We start from the raw sequence: 20,783 nt of genomic DNA on the forward strand, positions 1-20,783 counted from the left end.
GCCCACGCACCGCACCCTCGCCCAGGACGATGGCTTCGCTCCCCGCCCCGGATCCCGCTCCCCGAGCCTGTCGACGGGTCGGCTCCGCCCCCGATTGCTAGGATTCCCCGTATGACGACCTCTCTCGCCGGCACGCTCATCGTCATGCCGGCGCTCAACGAAGAGGCGTCCGTGGCCGCCGTCGTCCGCGAGGTGCACGCCAAACTCCCGGGCGTCGCCGTGCTCGTCGTCAACGACGGCTCGACCGACAACACGACCGTCGAAGCCCGGTCGGCCGGCGCGATCGTCGCGGAACTGCCCTACAACCTCGGCGTCGGTGGCGCGATGCGTGCCGGGTTCAAGTACGCCCTCGCCCATGGGTACCGGAACGTGGTGCAGGTCGACTCCGACGGCCAGCACGACCCCTCGGGTGTCGTGCGACTCGTCGAGGAGCTGCAGACCGCCGACCTGGTGCTGGGCGCCCGTTTCGCCGGAGAGGGCGACTACGAGGTGCGTGGTCCACGGAAGTGGGCGATGGTCGTGCTCTCTGGCGTCCTCAGCAGGGTCGCGCGGACGAGACTCACCGACACGACGAGCGGCTTCCGCGCCACGGGCCCCCGCGCCGTGCGACTGTTCGCCGAGCACTACCCCGCGGAGTACCTCGGAGACACCATCGAATCGTTGGTCATCGCCGCCCGCTCGGGTTGTGTCATCCGCCAGGTCCCCGTCGCCATGCGCCCTCGCGCGGGCGGCACGCCCTCCCACAATCCCCTCAAGGCCGCCAAGTACCTCGCACGAGCCGGTCTCGCGCTCGTGTTCGCGCTCATCCGACCGCCCGTGGCCCTGCACAACGGAGACGAGGTGGTGACCGCATGATCCCCATCGGCACCTACATCCTCGGCATCGTCGGCGCGGTCCTGACCCTCGGGATCGTCGTGGAGATGCTGCGGAAACGGCGACTGCGCGAACGGCACGCCGTCTGGTGGCTCATCGCCGGCCTGCTCGCACTCGTCATCGGCGTGTTCCCGCAGGTCCTCGTCTGGGCCGCCGGCGTCATCGGCGTCGAGATCCCGACGAACCTCGTGTTCTTCGTGAGCATCTTCATCCTGTTCCTCGTGAGCATTCAGCACAGCTCGGAGCTCACCACCCTCGAGAACCGGAGCCGGACGCTGGCAGAGGAGAGCGCTCTGCAGGATCTTCGGATCAGGGCGCTCGAACAGCGGCTGGCCGAGGTGCCTCGAGACGGTTCGTCCCCGGACGACGCGAGCTGACCCGCATCCTCGCGAGCGGCTGGTCGACGAACCACCACAGCAGATAGCCGTAGGCGACCGACAGGACGAGCGTCGTCAGGATGCTCGGGACCCAGTCGAGTTGCGGGTTCAGATGGATGACGAGTTGCTGGACCGGGAAACCGATCAGGAACATCCCGAAACTCGGGTCTCCGAAGCGACCGGCCGATCGCAGGACCGGGATCGGCTGCGATCCGACGGTCACGAGGACGTACGGGACCACGAGGTGCGCGACGAACCAGGTCAGCTCCGGCTCGAGCACCATCACGATGGCCAACACGGACGCGGCGATGATCGCCGCGTCGAGTCGGAGCGGGACACGCCACTCGCGCAGCGCCGCGCCGGCGCAGAAGAACGCGGCGACCCGGAGGATGTCGTCGACGAAGTTGCCCCAGACGATGTCACGCGTCGGGATGGCGTCGACGAGCGGAGCGACGACGCTCCAGACGAGCAGCCCTGTCCAGACCGAGGCCCGCACCCGCTGCCACGGGATCCATCCGATGACCGGCACCAGCAGGTACATCGCGAACAGCGGTCCGAGCGACCAGAGGGCACCGTTCACGGCGTTCGCGTAGGGGTTGTCGGAGAACACGCCCGGCAGCGTGTAGTCCGGCAGAAGCACGAGGTTCTTCGTGAGGTGGTTGAGTGTCTGCGGATCTGACAGGTATGCGCGCACGCCGAGTGGCGTGGCGATCGCGCCGATGATGACCACCGTCACGAGGAGGCTGACGAAGAGTCCGGGGAAGACGCGCAGGACCCGGGCCGACACGTATCGCACGAGCTGCGGACGGCGTTCCCACGCGCCGGGGAGCAGGAACCCGGAGACCACAAAGAAGACCCAGAGCCCGAGTGCGGGGATGTCCGGCGCACCGAACGGCGAGATCTCGTCGTCCAGGATGATGAGCGAGTGCCGCACGAGGACCGCGACCGCCGCGATGAGGCGGAGTGCGGTGAACGAATTGGGACTCACGGTCTGCCTCCTGACGGTGACGGGCCATGCTGCGGCCTGTCGATGCGCCCGCCCACGCTATCCGCGCCGCGCCGGATCAGGAAATCGGGTCGTCCGGCGCCGGCGGGCCGAGATGCACCGACGCCGGCCGCCGCAGAGCGACGATGTGCACGATCAGACCGGCCACCGGGCCGACGACCATCGCGAGGATCGTGCGCTCGTGCAAGCCCAGCGGCAGGAGCAACGCGATGATCGTGGAGACGGCGGCGACGATCCAGCCACCGGCGAACGGCCCGTGCTGCGCGCGCGACAGGGTGGCCGCGCCCGTGACGCACAGAACACCGACGAGGCCCGCGGTCGCCACGAGGAGGGCGATGGTGCCCCCGGACAGCACGTCCGCACGCCCGAACAGGATCGAGAGGGCCCACGGACCGAGCCACCAGGCGAGCACGGAGAGGAGGCCCGCACCGGCGAGCACGATGATCGCGAACCGGACGACCCGGCCGAGCATGGCGTCGGCGTCGGTACGGAAGACCACCACGAGATAGCTCTGCAGTGCGAGCACGACGATGACGATCGGTGCCCTGGTGAGGGTGATGGCGTAACTCAGGGAACCGAACGCGTCCGAGGAGACGATGTCGCCGGTCGCCTGGATCATCAGCGGCAGGCCGCTGACCATGACCCCGGTCGCGGCGGCGGCGGTGACGGTCCGCAGGACGTTCCAGCTGAGTTCCCGCGGTCCGACGTCGATCCCGAACCGCCCGACGACACCGCGCCGGATGAACGGCCAGAGGATGAGCGGGGTGATGGCGAAGGGAAGCGTCACGCCCCAGGCGAGGACCGCGATATCGGTGGTGAGCGAGAGCATGACGGCCACGATGGCGAACCGGACGAGCCCGTCGACGATCGTGAGGGCCGCAGCGGACGCCCAGAGCGAGAGGCCGTAGAGCACGCCCGCGGTCGCAGCGACCACGACGTAGGCGGCGAGGCCGATGACGAGCGGAAGCACCAGCGACCAGCCGTTCGCGGGGAAGACCGCGCCGACCCAGATCCAGGCGGTGCCGGCGATGAGCACGGCGATGATGAGCGCCGCGACCACAGCGAAATTGCGGACGACCGGTGCACGGAATGCGCCCCGTGCTCCCTCACCGAGGACGTGGGTGGCACGCGCGACCTCCTGCTGGACGCCGGACAGCGCACTGATGAGCAGGTAGAGCGCCGACCAGAAGACCGCGAACGGCGCGTAGGCCGCCGTCCCGAGGGCTGCCCCCGTGATGATCTGGAGGAGGTAGCCCGCGCCTCCCCCGATGGCGGTCGCCGCGAGGATCAGGACGGCACCGTTCGGCCCGCGGCGCACGGCCTCGGGCGGAACGGCGCTATCGCTGGGCGGCAATCCACTCCTGCAGCGCCGCGACCCCCCGCGTGACGTCCCAGGCCGGGGCCCAGTCGAGTCCGGCGAGCGTGTCGTCGATGCTGCACTCGGCGTGCCGGACGTCGCCGTCGCGGTACATCCCGTTGATCACCGGCGCGGGCGCGCCGTGATAGGCCGCGATGGCCTGTGCCAGCTCGAGGATGGTCGTCCCGACGCCGGAACCGATGTCGAAGCGGGACACGTCGGCGGACGGTCCGGCGGTGATGACCGCGCGGAAGGACTCCGCGATGTCGTCGATGAAGACGAAATCACGGACGATCCGACCGTCCTCGTACACCTGGATCGTGCCGCCGTCCATCGCGAGCTGGGAGAAGAGGGAGACGATGCCGGTGTAGGAGTTGATGAGCGACTGGCCGGGACCGTACACGTTCTGCAGCCGGAGGACGGTGAGCTTCGCGTCGTGGGCGGCGGTCCAAGCGGACAGGATGTGCTCCTGGGCGAGCTTCGTCGCTCCGTAGACGCTCGTCGGGGCCGGCATGGTGACCGCGGCCCGGCTGGGCAGGGGTGAGGCCTCCGGGAAGTCCCACTCGCCACGTTCGAACTGGGCGTGCGAACGTTGCCCTGGCTCGAACACGGACCCGTCGGTGCGCCGCCACTGGCCCTCGCCGTAGACCGCCCGGCTCGACGACAGGACGAAGTGTCCCGGGACCTGCCCCGCCCGGCCGAGTGCGTCGAGCATCTCCGTCGTTCCGACGACGTTCGCCTGAGCGTGGCTCGTGGCGGCGTGGAGGGACTGCGCCGTGCCGGTCTCGGCGGCCAGGTGGACGATGACGTCCGGCTCGACGTCCGCCAGCAGGGCGTCCCAGGCGGCGGCGTCGGTGACGTCACCGACGACCAGCTCGGCAGCCTCGTGGAGGTCGGCTGGCCGTTCTGCGCTCGGATGGACCTGCGGGTGCAGTTTGTCGATGACGACCCACCGCTCGGCTGTGGCAGCGAGCTTGTGGGACAGCGCGCAGCCGATGAAGCCGGCGCCTCCCGTCACCAGAACGGTTCCGAGCGTTGTTGCAGTCACGAATGGGTGTCCTTAGCTGTAGGCGGGCCGACATTCGATGGTACTCGACGCGGTCACCGTCACACGGGATCCGCGGTCCGACGCGTCGCGAGCCACTCGAGTCCCCGCCCGGGACCGCGATCCTTCAACGCCATCGCCCGCTTCTCGACCCCGTGCCAGCTCAACCACGCGCACGCCGCGGTGACGAGGATGGTCAGCCCGACCCACGGCCAGTAACCCAGGGCGTTCCACCCGAGGAAGGCGGTGAACTGCTGGACGAGGAACCCGTAGACGTACATGCCGTAGGAGTAGTCGTTCTTGGCGCCGATCCACTGGACGCGCTTCGGGAGGCGAGCCGCCAGCCAGAGGATGAAGTAGGCGAAAGCCGGGTACCCGAGGAGCACCCACCCTCCGGTCACGAGCGTGACCGCCGCCACGACACCGCACGCGACGCCGATCCAGTCGTTCAGCGGGATCCGCTTCGAGTACATCGCGAGCGAAGAACCGATGAGGAAGGCGAGACCCAGCTTGATGGGGTTCGCGTCGACCAGTTGCGGGATGAACACCGTCACGATCTGCGGTGCGACGCTGTAGGCGATGTCGGCCAGCCAGAACCCTGCGGCGAGCGCCGGCACGACCCAGCGGGCATGGCGGAGCACGCCGACCACGAGGAGGGCGGCGATCAGCATGTAACACCCCCACTCGAGCGTGAGCGTCCAGAGCGAGCCGTTGAAGACGCTGTACTGGACGACCTCGCCGTACGGCGTCGTGTTCTGGAAGATGTCCCAGACTCCCCACTGCCGCATCGTGAGGTCCGCGTTGGAGAAGACGTAGGCGACCGGGCTGACCCCGATGTAGTCGCGCAGACCGCGGCCGGAGAGGTGCCAGGCGATCGGTCCGACGATGACGGCACCGACGAGGAGCACGGTCCAGAAGGCCGGGAAGATCCGCAGGGCGCGCCGCCAGACGAACTGGAGGATGTCCGCGGACGCACCGCTCTTCGCGATGAGGTAGCCGCTGATCGTGAAGAAGCCGACCACGGCGAACCCACCGATCGTCTCCTGGCCGTTCGTCCACCCCTTCGACGGATCCTCCCCCCAGCCCCCGGTGGGGAACGCGTGCGAGAAGATGACCATGGACGCGAGGATGAGCCGCAGGACGCCGAGCGAGTTGCGGTGGCCGCCCAGTCCTTCGCTGAGCGACATGCCACCGCCCGGGAGGCGGAGACGCTTGCCCGGACGACGCGGCTGGTCGTACGGGACGTTCGTCGTCGACGTCATGCGTTCCATTCCTGAGTGCGGGGCCGGCCCCTGGACGGACGCCGATGGGCGGTCCGAGGTGGAGTCAGGATACCCCGTCGTCAGCCGTCGCCCGTGACGGCTTCCGCATAAACTGTCTGCAGTCTCCGCGGTCGGCGCACGATCGCCCGTCATCACGTCGAATGGAACATCATCTCGCTCGCAGGCCCGCTCGAACCGTCCGGTGGCGCACGCCCGGTCAGGAACCGTTGGCGCGTGTTCGTGATCGCGTTCGTCTGCTTCTTCGCAGCCAACCTCCTCTGGTCGCTCGCCTCCCCGCTGCGCTCCTCGCCTGACGAGCCGGCCCACTTCATCCGCGCCGCCGCGGTCGTCCGTGGCGACCTCACCGGGCAGCCGAAGGCGGGCGAGACCTGGCTCTCGGAGTCGCTCGTGCCGAAGTACATCGCCGACACCCAGGGGCGCACCTGCTACGCCTACCAGCCCGACGTCAGCGCGAGCTGCGACGGACCCGTCGACCCCGACGACACACCGACCCCGGCCGTCACCACGGCGAACTCCAACCACCCGCTCTTCTACGCCATCACCGGGCTGCCCACGCTGGTCCTCGAGGGCAACGCCGCCCTGTACGGGATGCGCGGGATGAGCGCCCTGCTCAACGCGGCGATGCTCGCCATCGCGACGATGTCGCTCTGGCAGTTCCCACGGGCGAGGTTCGCCCTGATGGGGCTGGTCGCGGGCTTCACACCGATGGTCGCGTTCCTGTCGGGAACGCTCAACCCCAACGGTGTCGAGGTCACCGCCGCGGTGGCCCTGATCTCGGTCCTGCTCCTCACCCTCAGGCGCGCCTCGTCGACGCGACTGCTCTGGGAGCGCGGAGCGATGGTCGTCCTCGCGACACTGCTCCTGTCCAGCACCCGCAGCATCTCACTGCTCTGGGTGCTCGTCATCGTCGTCGCCGCGCTCCTCGCCGCCGACTGGCGATCCGCGAAGGACCTGTTCAGACGACCGGCCGCGATCGTCACCGTCGTGGTCTCGGGGCTCGTCGCGGTCGGAGCGATGGCCTGGTTCCTGACCCCGCTCACCACCTACGGTGACGGAGGGCAGACGTATCCGGAGGTGGGCACCGGGTACTGGACCGGATTCCTCCAGATGCTCGTGAGCACCTTCGACTACGCCCAGGGGTGGATCGGGCTCTTCGGCTGGATCGACACGGCACTCCCGCTCTCCGCGATGGCCATCTGGACGGTCGCGGCGGGATCGCTCGTGGCGGCCGCCTTCGTCGTGGGCCGAGGTCGCGCTCTGCTCGCCCCGCTCCTGCTGGTGCTCGTTCTGGTCTTCGTCCCGGCATTCGTCCAGGCGGCCCTGGTCACCGAGATGGGCTACATCTGGCAGGGACGGTACACGCTCGCGATGTTCGCGGTCCTCCTCGTCCTGTGCGGCGTCGTCATCGATGGGAGCGACGTCGTCCTCGGGGTGAGGACGACCCGTCGACTCGCGACGATCGCACTCGGCGCCCTGGTGATCGCGCACCTCATCGCCTTCGTGAACACCCTGCGGCGGTACACCGTCGGTTCGCAGTATTCCTTCGCCGACATGCTCCAGCACGTCACCTGGCAGCCTCCCGCCGGCTGGCTGCCGCTCTCCGTGGCATATCTCGTCGTGCTGACGACCGGGGCCGTCCTCCTTCGCCGACGCCTCCTCAATGACCACGACGCACCGGTCGGCTCCGTCGCCCAGACACCGGGGCGGCGCTCTGAGGATCCGCTCGGACCCGCCGCTAAGCTGATCGGCGACGGAACCGCGAACCGTCGCGCATCGACCTGATCGGAACCTCCGCCACATGGATTCTCCCGCCCGCAGCTCCGCCCCCACCCGCTGGGAGCGACGACGCTGGCTGACCTTCCTCCTCGCATTCGTCACGATCCTGACGCCGATGGTCCTCTGGGCGCTGGCCTCGCCGATCGGGTCCATTCCGGACGAACCGTCCCACGCCATCCGCGCCGCTGCGGTGGCGCGCGGAGAGCTCGTGTCCGTACCCTGGCCCGAGAATCCGAGCCTGACCGAGGCGACGGTACCCGAGAACATCGCGAACGCGCATCAGCTCGTGTGTTTCGCCTTCGACGGCGAACTGACCGCCGACTGCCAGGCGGGACTCCGGGATCGCGACGAGGATCTCGTGACCACGGGGTCCTCGGCCGGGCTCAACAGTCCGGCGTTCTACGCGATCGTCGGCTGGCCGTCACTCTTCGTCACCGGTGACGCGGCCTTCTACGCCATGCGCATCGCCGGGGCCGCGGTCTGCGCCCTCGCGCTCGCCGTCATGGTCATGCAGCTCACCCTCCTCCCCCGCTGGCGGTGGGCCATGGTCGGCGCGATCGTCGGGGTCACCCCGATGGTGCTCTACCTCAGTGGTTCCCTGAACCCGAACGGCCTCGAGGTCGCGGCTGCCGGAGGGCTCTTCGCCACGTTGCTCGCGATGACCCGAGGAACGGCCACCGGTCGACGGCTCTGGGAACAGGCCGGCCTCGCGCTCGTCACCGCGAGCCTGCTCATGACGACGCGGAGCATCTCGTTGCTCTGGGTGCTCCTCATCGTCGTCGCCGCCATCTTCCTGGGCAACCGGCCGCGGGTGGCGGCCCTCCTGAAGTCGCCACCAGGCCTGGCACTGCTCGTCGGGGCGGCCGTCGTCGGTCTCGTGACCGTCGCCTGGTACCTGCAACCGCCAGCCCTCGCCGGCTCGGCCCCCGCGAGTCTCGGGATCGTGAGTTACCTCTTCGCGGCCGGCTACACCTTCATCCAGTCCATCGACTGGGTGTTCGGCATGATCGGGTTCTTCGGCTGGGTCGACACCCCCGCCCCGTCAGCCACGATCATCGCGTGGAGCGCCGCACTGCTGCTCCTGTTGTCGGCGTCCGTCGTGTGGGGTCGACGACGCACCACCGTCGCGGTCTGGGGCCTCCTCGTCGTGTGCCTCGTCGTGCCCGTCCTCACGACCCTCTCCGTCTACGCGCAGTACGGGTACATCTGGCAGGGCCGCTACATGCTCGCGATGTTGCTGTGCCTCGTCATCGTCGCCGGTCTGGCGCTCGACGACGCCGGTGTCGGGATCGGTGCCGACCGTCGCATCGCGCGGTTCGTCGTCGGCGGGTTCGTCCTCCTGGCGATCGGCCACCTGTTCGCCTTCGTCATGACCCTCAGGCGCTACGCCGTCGGGATCGACGGCGATTTCGGCCGATTCGTCTTCGACCCGAGCTGGGAGCCGCCCATCGGCTGGCGCCCGCTGTCGGTCGCGCTCCTCCTCGTGCTCGTCGTCGCCGTCTGGTTGAGCAGGAAGCTCTTCCTGGGAGCACCCGACCATCGGGCCGTCGAACCGAGCGCCGACCGCTTGGACGATCAGCCGTCGAGGACGACCGAGAAGTCCTGATCCGAGCACTCGGCACGCAGGGAGGCCTCGAGGTCGGGGTTCCGCGTCCGGATCGTCGCTCCGCTCTCGAACCGACCGATCGCCGTGCAGACGTCGTCGATCTTCGTCACGTCCAGGGCGTAGGCGGAGATCCGGATGGGGTCGGTCGCGTCCGTCGTGTTGATCTGCAGGCTCCAGGAGTTCACGTAGGCGTCCGTCGAGGGATCGGCGTACCCCACCAGGATGTTCTTCTCCCCCGGCGTCGCGAACCGCATGGCGAGCTCCGCGGCGTCGCCCGACGCGGCGATACCCGTCTTCCGCCAGACCTCGACGATCGGTGACACCGCCGAGGTCTCCGGGCCGAGCGGCGTGATCTGCCACGCGAGCGATCCGACCAGCACGATGCCACCGGCGACGAGGACCACACGGGCGCTCCGCACCTGGTCCAGCCGGACGGACAGCGCCTGAGCGATCAGGGCGAGGATGATGACGAGCGCCAGCGCCTCCAGCAACCAGGCGAACTTCGCCGGATAGTACCCCCAAGGGTTGGGCACGGCGTGGCGCAGGAGGACGAAGACGACGACCAGCAGCGCCCCCGCGCCGGTGAGGGCGAGGACGCCGGCGAAGACGTGCGATCGGCCCTGCTGCAGGCGGGCGCACGCGGCGACGACGAGCAGAGCGGCCCCGACCGCGATGGCGGTGTTGGACGTGGAGGTGAAGATGCCGCCGTCGGCGGAGAGCGCACCCTGCTCACGGAGGAAGTCGGGCACGGTGACGAACAACGCGTACCCCACCATCTGCGCGGTCGCCGCGATCACCAGGATGAACCGGGGGACGTCGACCCTGCTGGTGAGCACTCGGAGGTTCCGTCCGGCGAGGACGAGCAGCACCGACCCCAGGACGATGGCGACCGGACCCCACGTGCCGAGGAGCACCGTGATGATCAGCGTGAGGACGACGTAGGCCGGCACCGGGTACTGCTCGGCGCGCAGGTAGACGAGCCACCCGGCCAGGAGCAGGAAACAGGCGAGCGCAGCGTTGAAGAAGCCGAATTGCAGGGCGTTCCCCGCGACGAACCAACTGAGGGGAAGCGCACCGGCGACCAGCGCAAGGGGGGTCGTGACCCACCAGGAGGCCGTACCCCGCGACGCGACGACGACCGCACCGGCCAGGACGGCAGCACCGAGGAGCACCAGGATCCAGAGTTGGGCGAGCTGACCGAGGTCGTGTCGCAGATACTCCTCGGGTGGGATGGAATGCCGCCCGGGTGCCAGCGCTGCGGCCACGAGCGAATACGGGACCGGCACCGGGTTGGTCCGCTCCGGGCTGATCCCGCCGTCGCCGAACATGTATCGGGAGAACATCAGGCTGGTGATGGAGTCGCCGCTCGTCACCCACGCGATGTTCCACCGGCCGGGGACGACGACGATCGCGAACACGGCCACGAGTCCGGCGAGCGCGCTCGCCGAGGCGACCAGGATCTGGCGGAGCGGTCGGACGAGGCGAGCATCCAGCGTCAGAACACCGTGTCGCCAGAGCAGCACCGCCACGGCGACGCCGATCGCCAGATGGACGATCAGGACCGGTGTGGCGATGCCGACACCGAGGAGGGGCGTCAGACGGAGCAGCATCGTGACGACGAAGAGACCGACGGCAGGGCCGGCGGCGATGCCGAGGAACCAGTCCGTCCGATGGGCGACGAGCGCACCGACACCGAGCCAGACGGCGAGCCAGAGCGGCCATCCCGCTCCCCCGAACCACAGCGCCCAGACGGCGAGCAGGACGACGCCGACCAGGTAGGCGGCCGCGAGGACCGTCCCGGACGAGAGCGCCAGGGGAGGCGATGCATTGCTGCGGTGCGCGACGGTCCCGGTCTCCCCCGGATCCGTCTGCTGACGACGAACCTCGACCACGACCGCCCCCTCATCCGCGGCGGCCGTCGGCCCGGTCGCCCTCCGCGAGCCTAGTCGACAGCTGCAGCTCTGATGACGATCGTCACCGCCCGAGCACGGACCGCTCGTCACAGGTCACCCGTCGCTTCCGAGGTCGTGGAAGACTGAACCCACCCGTTCCCACCAGGAGGCCCCGATTGACTGAAGCCGAGACCGAGCGTTCCTACGTGGAACGACTCGCAGACGCCGAGACCCTCGATGACGTCCCCGGGATCGTCGACCCCAGGGTCCAGGCACCGTCCAATCCACCGCGGCGTATCCAGCAGAAGTTCGTCGGCGCGAGCTACCTCGACGCCTACCGAGAGGCGGAGCGCTTCATCGGAGCAGCCTTCGACCGGTGGCCGACAGGCGACCAGGGCGAACACCTCGTCCTCGACTTCGGTTCCGGCTGGGGCCGGATCACCCGCCTCCTGATGAGTCGCCTCCGGGCGGACCAGATCTGGTCGAGCGACGTCGACACACAGATGACGGCGCTCCTGCACCACACCCTGCCCGGCGTCAACGCGGTCACGAACCGCCCGATGCCGCCCACCGTCTTCCACAGCGGCAGTTTCGACGCCGTGACGGCGTTCAGCGTGTTCTCCCACCTCTCCGAGGAGGCCCACCGCCGGTGGTCCGCCGAATTCGCGCGGATGACCCGGCCGGGGAGCAAGGTCTTCATCACGGTGCTCGAGGAGAACTTCCTCGCCCAGGTCGCCGGTGCACAGGCTGCGGTGGCCGCAGGAGAGGCCGACACGTTCGCGACGAACCTCGCGGCTGTGGTCCCCGACGCGCAGCTCGCGCTCGAGCAGTTCCGCAACGGCGAATTCATCTTCGGAGGCGGCGGCGACGACGGACCGCGCGAACAGTCGTTCTACGGTTGGGCGGCCGCACCCCGGGAGTTCGTCGAGCGCACGTGGGGCGCCAATGGGTTCGTCGTCGAGTCCTGGATCCCGACCGGAGAGCTGTTCGAACAGGCGATGGTCGTCCTCAGGCGCGAGGAGGCCGGCCCGATCGCGCGGGCCGAGCGATTCGCCCGCCGCGCCGTGAACGGGCTGCAGCGCCGCATCGCGCGCTGAGTTGCACGGAACGCAGCGGTTCGGGGCCGTTCTCAGCGACTCTCCAGTCCGGCCGTATACTGAGCCGAGAACCGCCGGTCACCCATCCGGGGGTGGATGAGAGGAAGCCGATGCTGGTCGCACGTCGTGGAGGACTGCTCGCAGTGGTCGGTCTCGTGGCCATGTTCGGGCTGACCGGCTGCTTCGGCGGTGACGCGGCTCCCGACTCCAGCCCCTCACCGACCGGCTCGACCAGCGAGGTACAGGGCAAGAGCCCGGAGCCGGCGCCGATCGAGCCGGAGGCCGTGATCGTGTTCGCCACCATCGATCCCGACGGTGCGACCATCTCGATCTCCGGCTACGTCGCCGGCGTCATCGAGAACGACGGTTCGTGCACCTACGTCCTGACGGGGCCCGGCGACGAACAGCGCATCGAGTCCGTCGGGGCGGCTGACGCCGGGCAGACCTCGTGCGGGGTCGTCCAGCTGGACACCGGCGCCCTGCTCACGGGCACCTGGTCCGTCACCCTCGACTACGCTTCAGCGGCGGTCACGACGACCTCCGCCCCGACCACTCTGGAGATCCCGTGAAACATCGTTTGGCGGCATTCTTCGCCATCTTCTCGCTCCTCGTGGCCGGCCTCGTCGTCGGTTCGACGCCGGAGACGTCCGAAGCCGCCGAGGCACGGAACTTCGACCCCGGCAACATCATCAGCGACCAGCTCTTCTACAACGACATCTCCATGTCGGCGGCAGCGGTGCAGTCGGTGCTGAGCTCTCGGGTGTCCACCTGTCGGTCCGGCTACACCTGCCTCAAGGACTTCCGCGAGAACACCCCGAACCGCGCGGCGGTCTCCGGCAGATGTGCGGCGTACTCGGGAGGCAATCAGAGCGCGGCGGAGATCATCACCCGCGTCGGCGTCGCCTGCGGCATCAGCCAGAAGGTCCTGATCGTCATGCTCGAGAAGGAGCAGAGCCTCATCACGGACGATTGGCCCTCCGCGCGGCAGTACCGGAGCGCCATGGGCTACGGCTGCCCGGACACGGCCGACTGCGACACCAACTACTACGGCTTCTTCAACCAGGTGTACGCAGCCGCGCTGCAGTTCAAGAACTACCAGGCGAACCCGACCCGCTGGAACCACGTCCCCGGTCGCAACAACGCCGTACGGTTCAACCCGAACGCCGCCTGCGGCTCGAGCACCGTCTACATCCAGAACGCTGCGACGGCCGGACTCTACAACTACACCCCGTATCAGCCGAACGCTTCCGCGCTCGCCAACCTCTACGGCACCGGCGACGGCTGCGGTGCCTACGGCAATCGGAACTTCTGGCGGATCTACACGGACTGGTTCGGTCCGACGACGGGCTCCTCGTACGGCTCGTACGACGGCGTGTCCGGTGGATACCAGGGCATCTCCGTGTCCGGCTGGGCGATGAACCCGAACAGCACGGCGCCCGCATACGTGTGGGTCAACGTGAACGGCCAGGGAGGACCGTTCCTGGCGAACACGTCCCGTGCGTGGTTCAACTCCCTCTACCCGGGCTACGGCCCGAATCACGGCTTCGACGGGACCATCGCGAAGCCGCCGGGGACGTACGAGGTGTGCGTCTACAACTCGACCATGAACACGCTCCTCGGCTGCAAGCAGGTCACCGTCCCGAAGGGTGCCGGATCGTTCGACACCGCGACGCAGGTCCCGGGCGGCATGATCCTCAGCGGTTGGGCGGTCGACTACACGACGAAGAACCCGACCAACGTGACCGTCTCCGTGAACGGCAAGGCTGAACCGGCGGTCGCCGCCAACGTCTCCCTGCCCTGGATCAACGGATACTTCCCCGGCATCGGTGCCAATCACGGGTATTCCATCAAGCTCGACAGACCACTCGGGACGTACAACGTGTGCGTCGACGCGATCTCGGGTCGGTTGGGTTGCAAGACCGTGACGCTGAAGTCCGAGGAGGTGGGGTCGTTCGATACCGCGACGGCCTCGGCGAATCAGCTCCGGCTCACCGGTTGGGCGTTCGACCGGAGTACCACGGCTTCGACGTTCGTCTGGGTCGACGTCAACGGCAAGGGTTCCGCCTACCGCGCGAACACCGCACTGAGCTGGTTCGAGGGCATGTTCCCGGGGGCGGGGAAGAACCACGGGTTCGACCTCACGATCCCGACGACGGCGGGCAACAATCGAGTGTGCGTCTATGGTTCGGCGACCTCGAAGTTGCTCGGCTGCAAGACCGTCAACGTCCCCGCTCCGGCAGAATACGGTTCCTTCGACACCGCGACCGCCGTCGACGGCGGCATCAAGCTGACCGGCTGGGCCTACAACTCCGCGACGAAGGACCCGTCCTACGTCTGGTTCGACATCAACGGCGTCGGAACCGCGGTCAAGGCGAACACGAGCCTCAGTTGGTTCGAGGGATTGTTCCCCGGAGCCGGCAAGAACCACGGGTTCGACGTCACCCTGCCGAAGGGGCCGGGGACCTACCGGATCTGTGCCTACGGATCCGCGACCTCGGTGCTGTTCAGCTGCAAGACGGTGACCGTCGGCGCCGGGAAGGCTCCGGCACCCGCGCCGACGCCGACGCCCACCCCCACGCCCACCCCCACGCCGACGCCGGTCGCACCGACGCCGACCCCGACCACCGCGACCGGATCGTTCGACACGATCACCCCCGCGGCGGGCACGGTCCGGGTGACCGGTTGGGCGTACCAGCCCGGCGTGGACCCGGCGACGACGACGTCGTTCGTCTGGGTGGACGTCGACGGGGTCGGTGCCGCCTACCGCGCCAACAGCACCCTGTCCTGGTTCGACGGCCTCTACCCGGGTGCCGGCACCGACCATGGGTTCGACCTGACGGTTCCGGCGGCGTCCGGGGCGCGGAACGTGTGCATCTACGAAGCATCGACCAGCGTGAAGTTGGGGTGCAAGGCGACCACGGTTCCCTGACCGGAGCCGTGAACGTCGAAGGGGCTGCACCGTTCGGTGCAGCCCCTTCGACGTTCGCGCGAATCGCGCTCAGCGGTACAGGACGTCGCGGATCGCCATCAGGTAGGACTTGCCGAAGCGGAGCGTCGGTTCGAGGACGGCGCTCTCCGCCCATTCGTTCCAGGCGTTGACGAAGACCAGACGGTGCTCGTGGTCGCGGTCCGCGACGGCCGACACGGCCGCATCGAACCAGCGTCGGAACGTGTACGGGTTCGAGCCCCACCAGAGATCCGGCTGCCACTGGCGTCGGGCCGTGTTGTCGTAGTTGACCATCACGCCCGGGTAGCGGTCATCGGACACACCCTCCAACAAGGTGAGCTCGGCGTTCTCCACCATGGCGTCGTAGCGGAACGTGTTCCCCTGGAACCGGTCGTCGAACTCCGTGTCCGCGCGGTCCCATGGGCTCCACAGTTTGTTGTGGGGAGCGAACTCCATGTACGCGTCCATGCCGTGCTCGGAGAGGTCGCCTTCGACCCCGTCGAACGCGCCGCTCACGTCCACGCTGAGGAGCAGGAGGTCGTCCAACCCGGCCTCACGAGCGACCTGACGCCAGTAGGCGACGACCGAACGGTACTCGGGGATCTGGGTGATCCGGTAGACACCGAGCACCGGGCGACCGTCGACTCGGATGTAGCGGTCGTCGGTGAGCAGGTCGATGACGTCGTGGATGAACTGCGTCGCGGGGACCCGCTCGTAGTCCTGACCGATCAGGACGTTCGTCGAACGTCCGTCCCATCGCCGCGTGAAGTTCTCGTTCGCCCACATGATGCAGAACGGTTCGTCATCGGAGTCCGCGACCAGCTGTTCCACCGGCAGGTTCATGAGCTTCTTGCCCGCGAACCAGTAGTAGTAGTACATGAAGCCCTCGATCCCCATGGACTGGGCGAGGTCGTACTGCTTCCGCCGGGTACCGGGCGCCCGGAGGTCGTAGAAGCCGAAGTCGCTGGGGAGCAGCGGCTGGTTCTGCCCCTCGTAGATGGCCTGTGCTCCGGCGACGTTCGACCATTCGGTGAAGCCGGTGCCCCACCACTGGTCGTTCTCGGGGAAGGCGTGGAACTGCGGGAGGTAGAAGGGGACCGCCCTGGCCCGCGGTTCCACTTCGGCATCCCGTCGGAACCGCTTCCAACCGTCGGACTCGACATCGGTCGAGGAGGCGGTGAGCGAACCGACCTCGCGCAGGTCGTATCCGGCCTCCTCCGTGACGATGCCGATGAGGCGCTCGACGCCGTGCGCCGTGGTCGCGTCGACCTGCCCGGCCTCCGCCTCGAAGTCCCACTCGCTCAACTGCAGCGCGCGGAGACCCTGCAGGATGAAGCCGCGGACCCAGTAGACCGAACCGGACGCGAAGTGGAGGGTCTCCGGTTCGAGTTCGAGCTGGAGACGCTTGAGGAGCGCCTCGACGATCTGCTGGTCGCCGCCCCAGAACTCGGGACCGACGAGGTTGCCGTCGGCGGTCAGGAGACCGAGGGACGGGTCCCCGGCGAATGCCGAGAGGATGGACTCGACGTGCTCCGGCGAGCCGAGCAGGCCGGCGTACAACGAACGGCGCCACTCATCGCCCGTGCCGCTGAGCTCCGTGTGCTCGGCACGCCAGGCACTGCGCTTCGTGTGGATCTTGAGGACCAGCTCGTACGGCTCCAGGATGTCGGCGTTGACCAGCGACACGAGCGGCAGGATGTCGCGTCCCTGGTTGTTCACCTCGTACACCTCGACCCGCCCGACGCGGTCGAGGGACGAGGTGTCGAGCTCGAGCGGGACGCCGGTGGCGTTGGTGACGATGAGGTCGAACTCGACGGGCAGGTGCTGGAGCTCGTGGAGGATCTCCGGCACGAGCTCGGCGTAGAAGACGTGCACGACCACAGCGACGCGCGCGGCGGGCACCGTCGACGGCTCGCGCATGCGCCACTCGCTCGGGAAGAGCGAAGTCAGACGGTCGTTGCGTCGTCGCAGCCAGTTCTCGAACCCGGCCGGATAGGCCGTCGGCACGTGGTGCTGGACGATGGCCGGGTCGAGCTCGGCGAGCTTGACGCCCGCGGAGATCCCTTTGCGGCCGGCGAACCGCTTCGCGCCGCCGGGGGTGATTCTTCTCATGTCTTACCTCGGCTTCGTGTCCGGTGTGGTCGGCAACCAGTCCATCGGGTCTTCCCCGAAGGCGGCTCGTACGGTCTCGCGAGCGCGGACGCCGTCGGCGACCACGCTCGGGTTGGTGATGATCTCCCGCTTCACGAACGGGAACCCGAGCTGGACGAGTCGGCGCCAGCCACGGATGACCGGGTTCTCCCCCGGTTCGACGACCTGGGCGTGATCGATCCAGGCGCTCGTGACGTAGGCCTCGACATGGAGCAGCTCGCTCAGCCCGATCTCGTACTGGTCGATGATCTGCTGCTTGTCGTCGTGGTCGACGAGCGTGCGCCAGAAGGTGCGGACCGGGCGGTCCCGGAGCATCCCGTTCCGGAAGCCCAGGAGGTAGCTCTGGAGATGCGGCGAGAACTGGAGCGTGTTCGTCGCGCCCCAGACGTCCGTGTCGCGAGTCTCGAAGTCCTCGAGCATCGGCTGCAGCGACCCGAACGGGCCGACGAGTGAATCGTTCGCAAGCAGCACGAACGGGGCCCGGAGCAGCTGCGGGTACAACGCCATCCCGGTCGCCCATGAACCGAAGTCGTACCCGATGTTGGGCTTGCGCACCACCAGCGCCTCGGGAGGCGTCGGCCAGACCAGTGGTTCGACCGAGTCCGACGCACGGACGACGACGACGAAGTAGCCGCAACGGGCGAGTTCCGAGACGAGAGTGGAGAGCGACCGTGAGACGTGCGGATCCGCGCCCCAACTGGCGACGAACGCCACCCGCTCGGGGTGCGTCGGGAGCGCTCGAGGGCGCTCGACCACCACCCGAGGGAGGACCTCACGCAGAACGGTACCGCCCACCTCAGCGGCCCCTGCGGAGCGATGACACGCGCCGCTTCACGGCTCGCACCGGCTTCGTCAGGCGCCAGGAGGAGGATCGGCGCAGTTCGCGCACCTGCTCCGCGTACTTCGCAGACTTCGCACGCTCAGCCCGGAGCAGCCGCTTTGCGTCGTCGGCTTGACGTGCCAGGCGGGCCGCTTCCGCTCGCAGGCGGGCGATCTCGAGCCTCGCCTGTCGGAGCTCTCCGGTTCCGGCCTCTTCAGTCACGTCGTCCCACCTTCGTCCGTTCCCCACGAGTCAACGCTCCATCCTACCGAGGCGCCGACTTGGAGTTCGCTGGGCTTGCGTGTAGGCGAGACCCAGAGGTCACGCGACGGAATCCACCACGCTGGCGGTCGGCACGGCGTGCACGGTCCCGACGGCAAGCTGGAAGTGCGGGGCATCGAACGACGCGATCTGGGGCCGGTCTGCGAGGTGGACCCCGTCGTGGGTCATCAGCGACACGTTGACGAAGTACTTGCCTTCGCCGAAGGTCACCTTCTCGAGCACGAAGTCGACCGTGCAGGAGCTCCGGAGCCGCGGGAGCGACAGCCCGATGCGCTTGCTCGTGGTGCCATAGACGACCTGGCCGAGCGCACTGTCGATCTGCACCGCGGCGATCCAGTCGTCAAGCCCTTCACTGTGGGAGAAGGTCGCGGACACGATGAGGTCGTCTCCGGGCGCGACGGGCTCACCGACCGCCTTGCCGACGGCGTGGGCGTTCACCGAGATGATGCGTCCGGCGCCCTCCTGCTCCTCGGGGTGCTCGGCGATCTCCTCCTGACGTCGCTCCTCGAGCACGTCGCGGAACTCCGTCGTCGCGACGTGCGGTTCGCCGTCGAACAGCACCTCGCCGCGGTTCAGCAGGACGGCGCGATCGCACAGTTCGGTGACCTGGCCCAGGGAGTGGGTGACGATGACGATCGTGCGGCCCTCGGCCTGGAAGGACCGGATCTTGTCGAGGCACTTCCGCTGGAACGCCTCGTCGCCGACGGCGAGCACTTCGTCGACGAGGAGCAGGTCGGGGTCGACGTGGATCGCCACGGCGAAGGCGAGCCGCATGTACATGCCGCTCGAGTAGAACTTCACCTGCGTGTCGATGAAGTCACGGATCCCCGAGAACTCGACGATGTCCTCGAAGTAGTAGTCGGTCTGTTTGCGGGACAGCCCGAGGATCGAGGCGTTGAGGTACACGTTCTCGCGACCGGTGAGGTCCTGGTGGAACCCGGCACCGAGCTCGAGGAGCGCGGCGAGCCGACCGCGACGCTTCACCGAACCGCTGGTCGGCTCGATGATGCCGCCGATCGCCTTGAGCAGGGTGCTCTTGCCGGAGCCGTTCGGCCCGATGAGCCCGATGGTCGAGCCTGAGTCGACCTCCAGCGAGATGTTCCGGAGAGCCCAGAAGTCCTCTTTGTGCTTCGCCGACCGGCCGGCGTTGACCAGCCGCTCCTTGAGACTCTTCTCCTTGCGGATGACGAACCGCTTCGAGACGTCGTCGAGACGGACGATGGGGACTGAGGTGCTCATGTTCACAGCTCCTGCGCGAAGTTGCCCTGGAGCTTCGCGAACACGCGCTGGGCTCCGAAGAGGAGGACGATGCCGACCACGGCGGCGATGGCCAGGCGGAGCCCGAGGTCGGGCAGGGTCTCGCCGTTGCTTGTGCTCGCCCAGAACGCTTCCTGGAATCCGATGACCCCGAGCGTGATCGGGTTGTTGAGGTAGATGTCGGCCAGCCAACCCGGCATGTGCTGCACCGCGAACGTCCAGTGGTACAGGATCGGCGAACCCCACATGAAGAGCATGAGGAGCACCTCGACCAGGTACTGCACGTCGCGGAGGTAGACGTTCAGGGCGGACAGCAGGAGTCCGATCGCCGTCGCATAGACCAGCAGCACGAAGAAGCCGCCGAGGCCGAACAGCAGGTTGCCTGAGAACTGCAGTGTCCCGAACAACGCGGCGGCTACCAACAGGATCACGAACTGGATGCAGAAGTTGAAGATCGCCGAGCCCACAGCGGAGAGGGGGAAGATCTCACGCGGTAGGTAGACCTTCTTGACGAGGCCCGAGTTGGCGATGATCGAGGAGGTCGAGCCGCCGACGATCTCGCTGAAGAGCCCGTAGGCGGTCAGACCCGCGAACAGGTAGATCGCGAAGTTCTCGATGTTGCGGGCTGCTCCGAGGAACTGCCCGACGACGACCGCGTAGATGAGCAGCTGCATGAGCGGCTTGATGAGGCTCCAGAAGAAGCCGAGTGCGCTGTCCTTGTACCGCGCCTTCACCTCGCGGTTCGTCAGCAGACCGAGGAGCTCGCGGTGCCGCCAGATGTCCTTCAGCTGCGAGGTGGAACCCCCCAGCGACGACCCGGGTGAACCGGCGTCCTCCCAGGGCAGTCCCGCCAGTCGTTCCGCCCGATCGTCCGGGCTCGGCGCAGCAATAGCCATGCAGTGGATCTCCTAGCAGTTCGAAACAGCTCTCCGCTGATTTCGAGCAGAGACGCCTCCGAGGATACAGGAGTGAACATGAGAGACTGCGTGCTGGGGTTCGAAGCGGACTCCCGCC

17 protein-coding genes are annotated in these 20,783 nt (G+C 68.1%); 7 read left to right on the forward strand and 10 right to left on the reverse strand.

The features are described 5' to 3' along the window. Positions 1–111: 111 nt before the first annotated feature. Positions 112–855, forward strand: coding sequence for a glycosyltransferase family 2 protein (locus ACQ3HE_RS14505; protein WP_079707285.1), 744 nt, complete (start codon positions 112–114; stop codon positions 853–855). Beyond that, positions 852–1,250 carry a DUF2304 domain-containing protein gene (locus ACQ3HE_RS14510; RefSeq protein WP_236555503.1) on the forward strand — a complete coding sequence of 133 codons (399 nt, stop codon included), beginning with the start codon at positions 852–854 and terminating at the stop codon, positions 1,248–1,250. Before ACQ3HE_RS14505 ends, ACQ3HE_RS14510 begins: the two co-directional genes overlap by 4 nt. On the opposite strand, the gene ACQ3HE_RS14515 is transcribed toward ACQ3HE_RS14510, so the two are convergent. From ACQ3HE_RS14515 to ACQ3HE_RS14530, 4 genes are all read right to left on the reverse strand, one after another. Further along, positions 1,183–2,238: an acyltransferase family protein gene (locus tag ACQ3HE_RS14515; protein WP_079707286.1), complete on the reverse strand. Its 1,056-nt coding sequence runs from the start codon at positions 2,236–2,238 to the stop codon at positions 1,183–1,185. The two genes, ACQ3HE_RS14510 and ACQ3HE_RS14515, sit on opposite strands and share 68 nt — an antisense overlap. 76 nt (positions 2,239–2,314) lie before the next feature. Continuing rightward, positions 2,315–3,610, reverse strand: coding sequence for a hypothetical protein (locus ACQ3HE_RS14520; RefSeq protein WP_430893235.1), 1,296 nt, complete (start codon positions 3,608–3,610; stop codon positions 2,315–2,317). Next, a complete protein-coding gene (locus ACQ3HE_RS14525; RefSeq protein ID WP_079707288.1) occupies positions 3,594–4,661 on the reverse strand; it encodes an NAD-dependent epimerase/dehydratase family protein in 1,068 nt (355 codons plus the stop codon). The genes ACQ3HE_RS14520 and ACQ3HE_RS14525 overlap by 17 nt, the downstream gene beginning before the upstream one ends. A gap of 59 nt (positions 4,662–4,720) precedes the next feature. After that, complete coding sequence (locus ACQ3HE_RS14530) at positions 4,721–5,920, reverse strand: acyltransferase family protein (RefSeq protein WP_164486968.1); 1,200 nt, start codon at positions 5,918–5,920, stop codon at positions 4,721–4,723. Positions 5,921–6,154: 234 nt separating this feature from the next. Here ACQ3HE_RS14530 and ACQ3HE_RS14535 point away from each other — a divergent pair, with 234 nt between their 5' ends. Then, the gene (locus ACQ3HE_RS14535) at positions 6,155–7,723 is read left to right on the forward strand and encodes a DUF2142 domain-containing protein (protein WP_430893236.1); all 1,569 of its coding nucleotides are present in this window, start codon (positions 6,155–6,157) and stop codon (positions 7,721–7,723) included. Between the two features lie 16 nt (positions 7,724–7,739). After that, positions 7,740–9,323 carry a DUF2142 domain-containing protein gene (locus tag ACQ3HE_RS14540; RefSeq protein WP_430893237.1) on the forward strand — a complete coding sequence of 528 codons (1,584 nt, stop codon included), beginning with the start codon at positions 7,740–7,742 and terminating at the stop codon, positions 9,321–9,323. Here the strand turns inward: ACQ3HE_RS14540 and ACQ3HE_RS14545 are convergent. Then, positions 9,293–11,215, reverse strand: coding sequence for a hypothetical protein (locus ACQ3HE_RS14545; protein WP_430893238.1), 1,923 nt, complete (start codon positions 11,213–11,215; stop codon positions 9,293–9,295). The genes ACQ3HE_RS14540 and ACQ3HE_RS14545 overlap by 31 nt on opposite strands. 176 nt (positions 11,216–11,391) lie before the next feature. Between ACQ3HE_RS14545 and ACQ3HE_RS14550 the strand changes: the two genes are divergently transcribed. The 3 genes from ACQ3HE_RS14550 to ACQ3HE_RS14560 all read left to right on the forward strand — a co-directional run bounded on the left by ACQ3HE_RS14550 (position 11,392) and on the right by ACQ3HE_RS14560 (position 15,241). Beyond that, entirely contained in the window at positions 11,392–12,312 is a 921-nt protein-coding gene (locus ACQ3HE_RS14550; RefSeq protein ID WP_430893239.1) for a class I SAM-dependent methyltransferase, read from the forward strand. A gap of 110 nt (positions 12,313–12,422) precedes the next feature. After that, positions 12,423–12,881, forward strand: a complete 459-nt coding sequence (locus ACQ3HE_RS14555) for a hypothetical protein (protein ID WP_430893240.1) — start codon at positions 12,423–12,425, stop codon at positions 12,879–12,881. Continuing rightward, on the forward strand, positions 12,878–15,241 hold the full coding sequence (locus tag ACQ3HE_RS14560; RefSeq protein ID WP_430893241.1) for a hypothetical protein: 2,364 nt from the start codon (positions 12,878–12,880) through the stop codon (positions 15,239–15,241). The genes ACQ3HE_RS14555 and ACQ3HE_RS14560 overlap by 4 nt, the downstream gene beginning before the upstream one ends. A gap of 69 nt (positions 15,242–15,310) precedes the next feature. Here the strand turns inward: ACQ3HE_RS14560 and ACQ3HE_RS14565 are convergent, their stop codons facing one another. From ACQ3HE_RS14565 to ACQ3HE_RS14585, 5 genes are all read right to left on the reverse strand, one after another. Next, positions 15,311–17,371: a glycoside hydrolase family 99-like domain-containing protein gene (locus tag ACQ3HE_RS14565; protein WP_430893242.1), complete on the reverse strand. Its 2,061-nt coding sequence runs from the start codon at positions 17,369–17,371 to the stop codon at positions 15,311–15,313. 3 nt (positions 17,372–17,374) lie between these two features. Continuing rightward, positions 17,375–18,205 (reverse strand): rhamnan synthesis F family protein, encoded by an 831-nt coding sequence (locus ACQ3HE_RS14570; protein WP_430893243.1) that lies wholly within the window; start codon positions 18,203–18,205, stop codon positions 17,375–17,377. A gap of 1 nt (position 18,206) precedes the next feature. Then, positions 18,207–18,452: a hypothetical protein gene (locus ACQ3HE_RS14575; RefSeq protein WP_079707297.1), complete on the reverse strand. Its 246-nt coding sequence runs from the start codon at positions 18,450–18,452 to the stop codon at positions 18,207–18,209. A gap of 99 nt (positions 18,453–18,551) precedes the next feature. Next, positions 18,552–19,751, reverse strand: a complete 1,200-nt coding sequence (locus ACQ3HE_RS14580; RefSeq protein WP_159879407.1) for an ABC transporter ATP-binding protein — start codon at positions 19,749–19,751, stop codon at positions 18,552–18,554. Positions 19,752–19,753: 2 nt separating this feature from the next. Next, positions 19,754–20,665: an ABC transporter permease gene (locus ACQ3HE_RS14585; RefSeq protein WP_159879409.1), complete on the reverse strand. Its 912-nt coding sequence runs from the start codon at positions 20,663–20,665 to the stop codon at positions 19,754–19,756. Between the last annotated feature and the right edge of the window lie 118 nt (positions 20,666–20,783).

The organism is Plantibacter auratus (assembly GCF_050587365.1).
In the GTDB taxonomy this organism is placed as follows: Bacteria; Actinomycetota; Actinomycetes; order Actinomycetales; family Microbacteriaceae; genus Plantibacter; species Plantibacter auratus.

What these genes read in the sequence shown, in the direction of transcription:
- ACQ3HE_RS14555 (WP_430893240.1), top strand. Translation starts at nt 12,423, where the DNA reads ATGCTGGTCGCACGTCGTGGAGGACTGCTCGCAGTGGTCGGTCTCGTG.
- ACQ3HE_RS14565 (WP_430893242.1), bottom strand. Translation starts at nt 17,371, where the DNA reads ATGAGAAGAATCACCCCCGGCGGCGCGAAGCGGTTCGCCGGCCGCAAA.
- ACQ3HE_RS14505 (WP_079707285.1), top strand. Translation starts at nt 112, where the DNA reads ATGACGACCTCTCTCGCCGGCACGCTCATCGTCATGCCGGCGCTCAAC.
- ACQ3HE_RS14585 (WP_159879409.1), bottom strand. Translation starts at nt 20,665, where the DNA reads ATGGCTATTGCTGCGCCGAGCCCGGACGATCGGGCGGAACGACTGGCG.
- ACQ3HE_RS14510 (WP_236555503.1), top strand. Translation starts at nt 852, where the DNA reads ATGATCCCCATCGGCACCTACATCCTCGGCATCGTCGGCGCGGTCCTG.
- ACQ3HE_RS14530 (WP_164486968.1), bottom strand. Translation starts at nt 5,920, where the DNA reads ATGACGTCGACGACGAACGTCCCGTACGACCAGCCGCGTCGTCCGGGC.
- ACQ3HE_RS14540 (WP_430893237.1), top strand. Translation starts at nt 7,740, where the DNA reads ATGGATTCTCCCGCCCGCAGCTCCGCCCCCACCCGCTGGGAGCGACGA.
- ACQ3HE_RS14580 (WP_159879407.1), bottom strand. Translation starts at nt 19,751, where the DNA reads ATGAGCACCTCAGTCCCCATCGTCCGTCTCGACGACGTCTCGAAGCGG.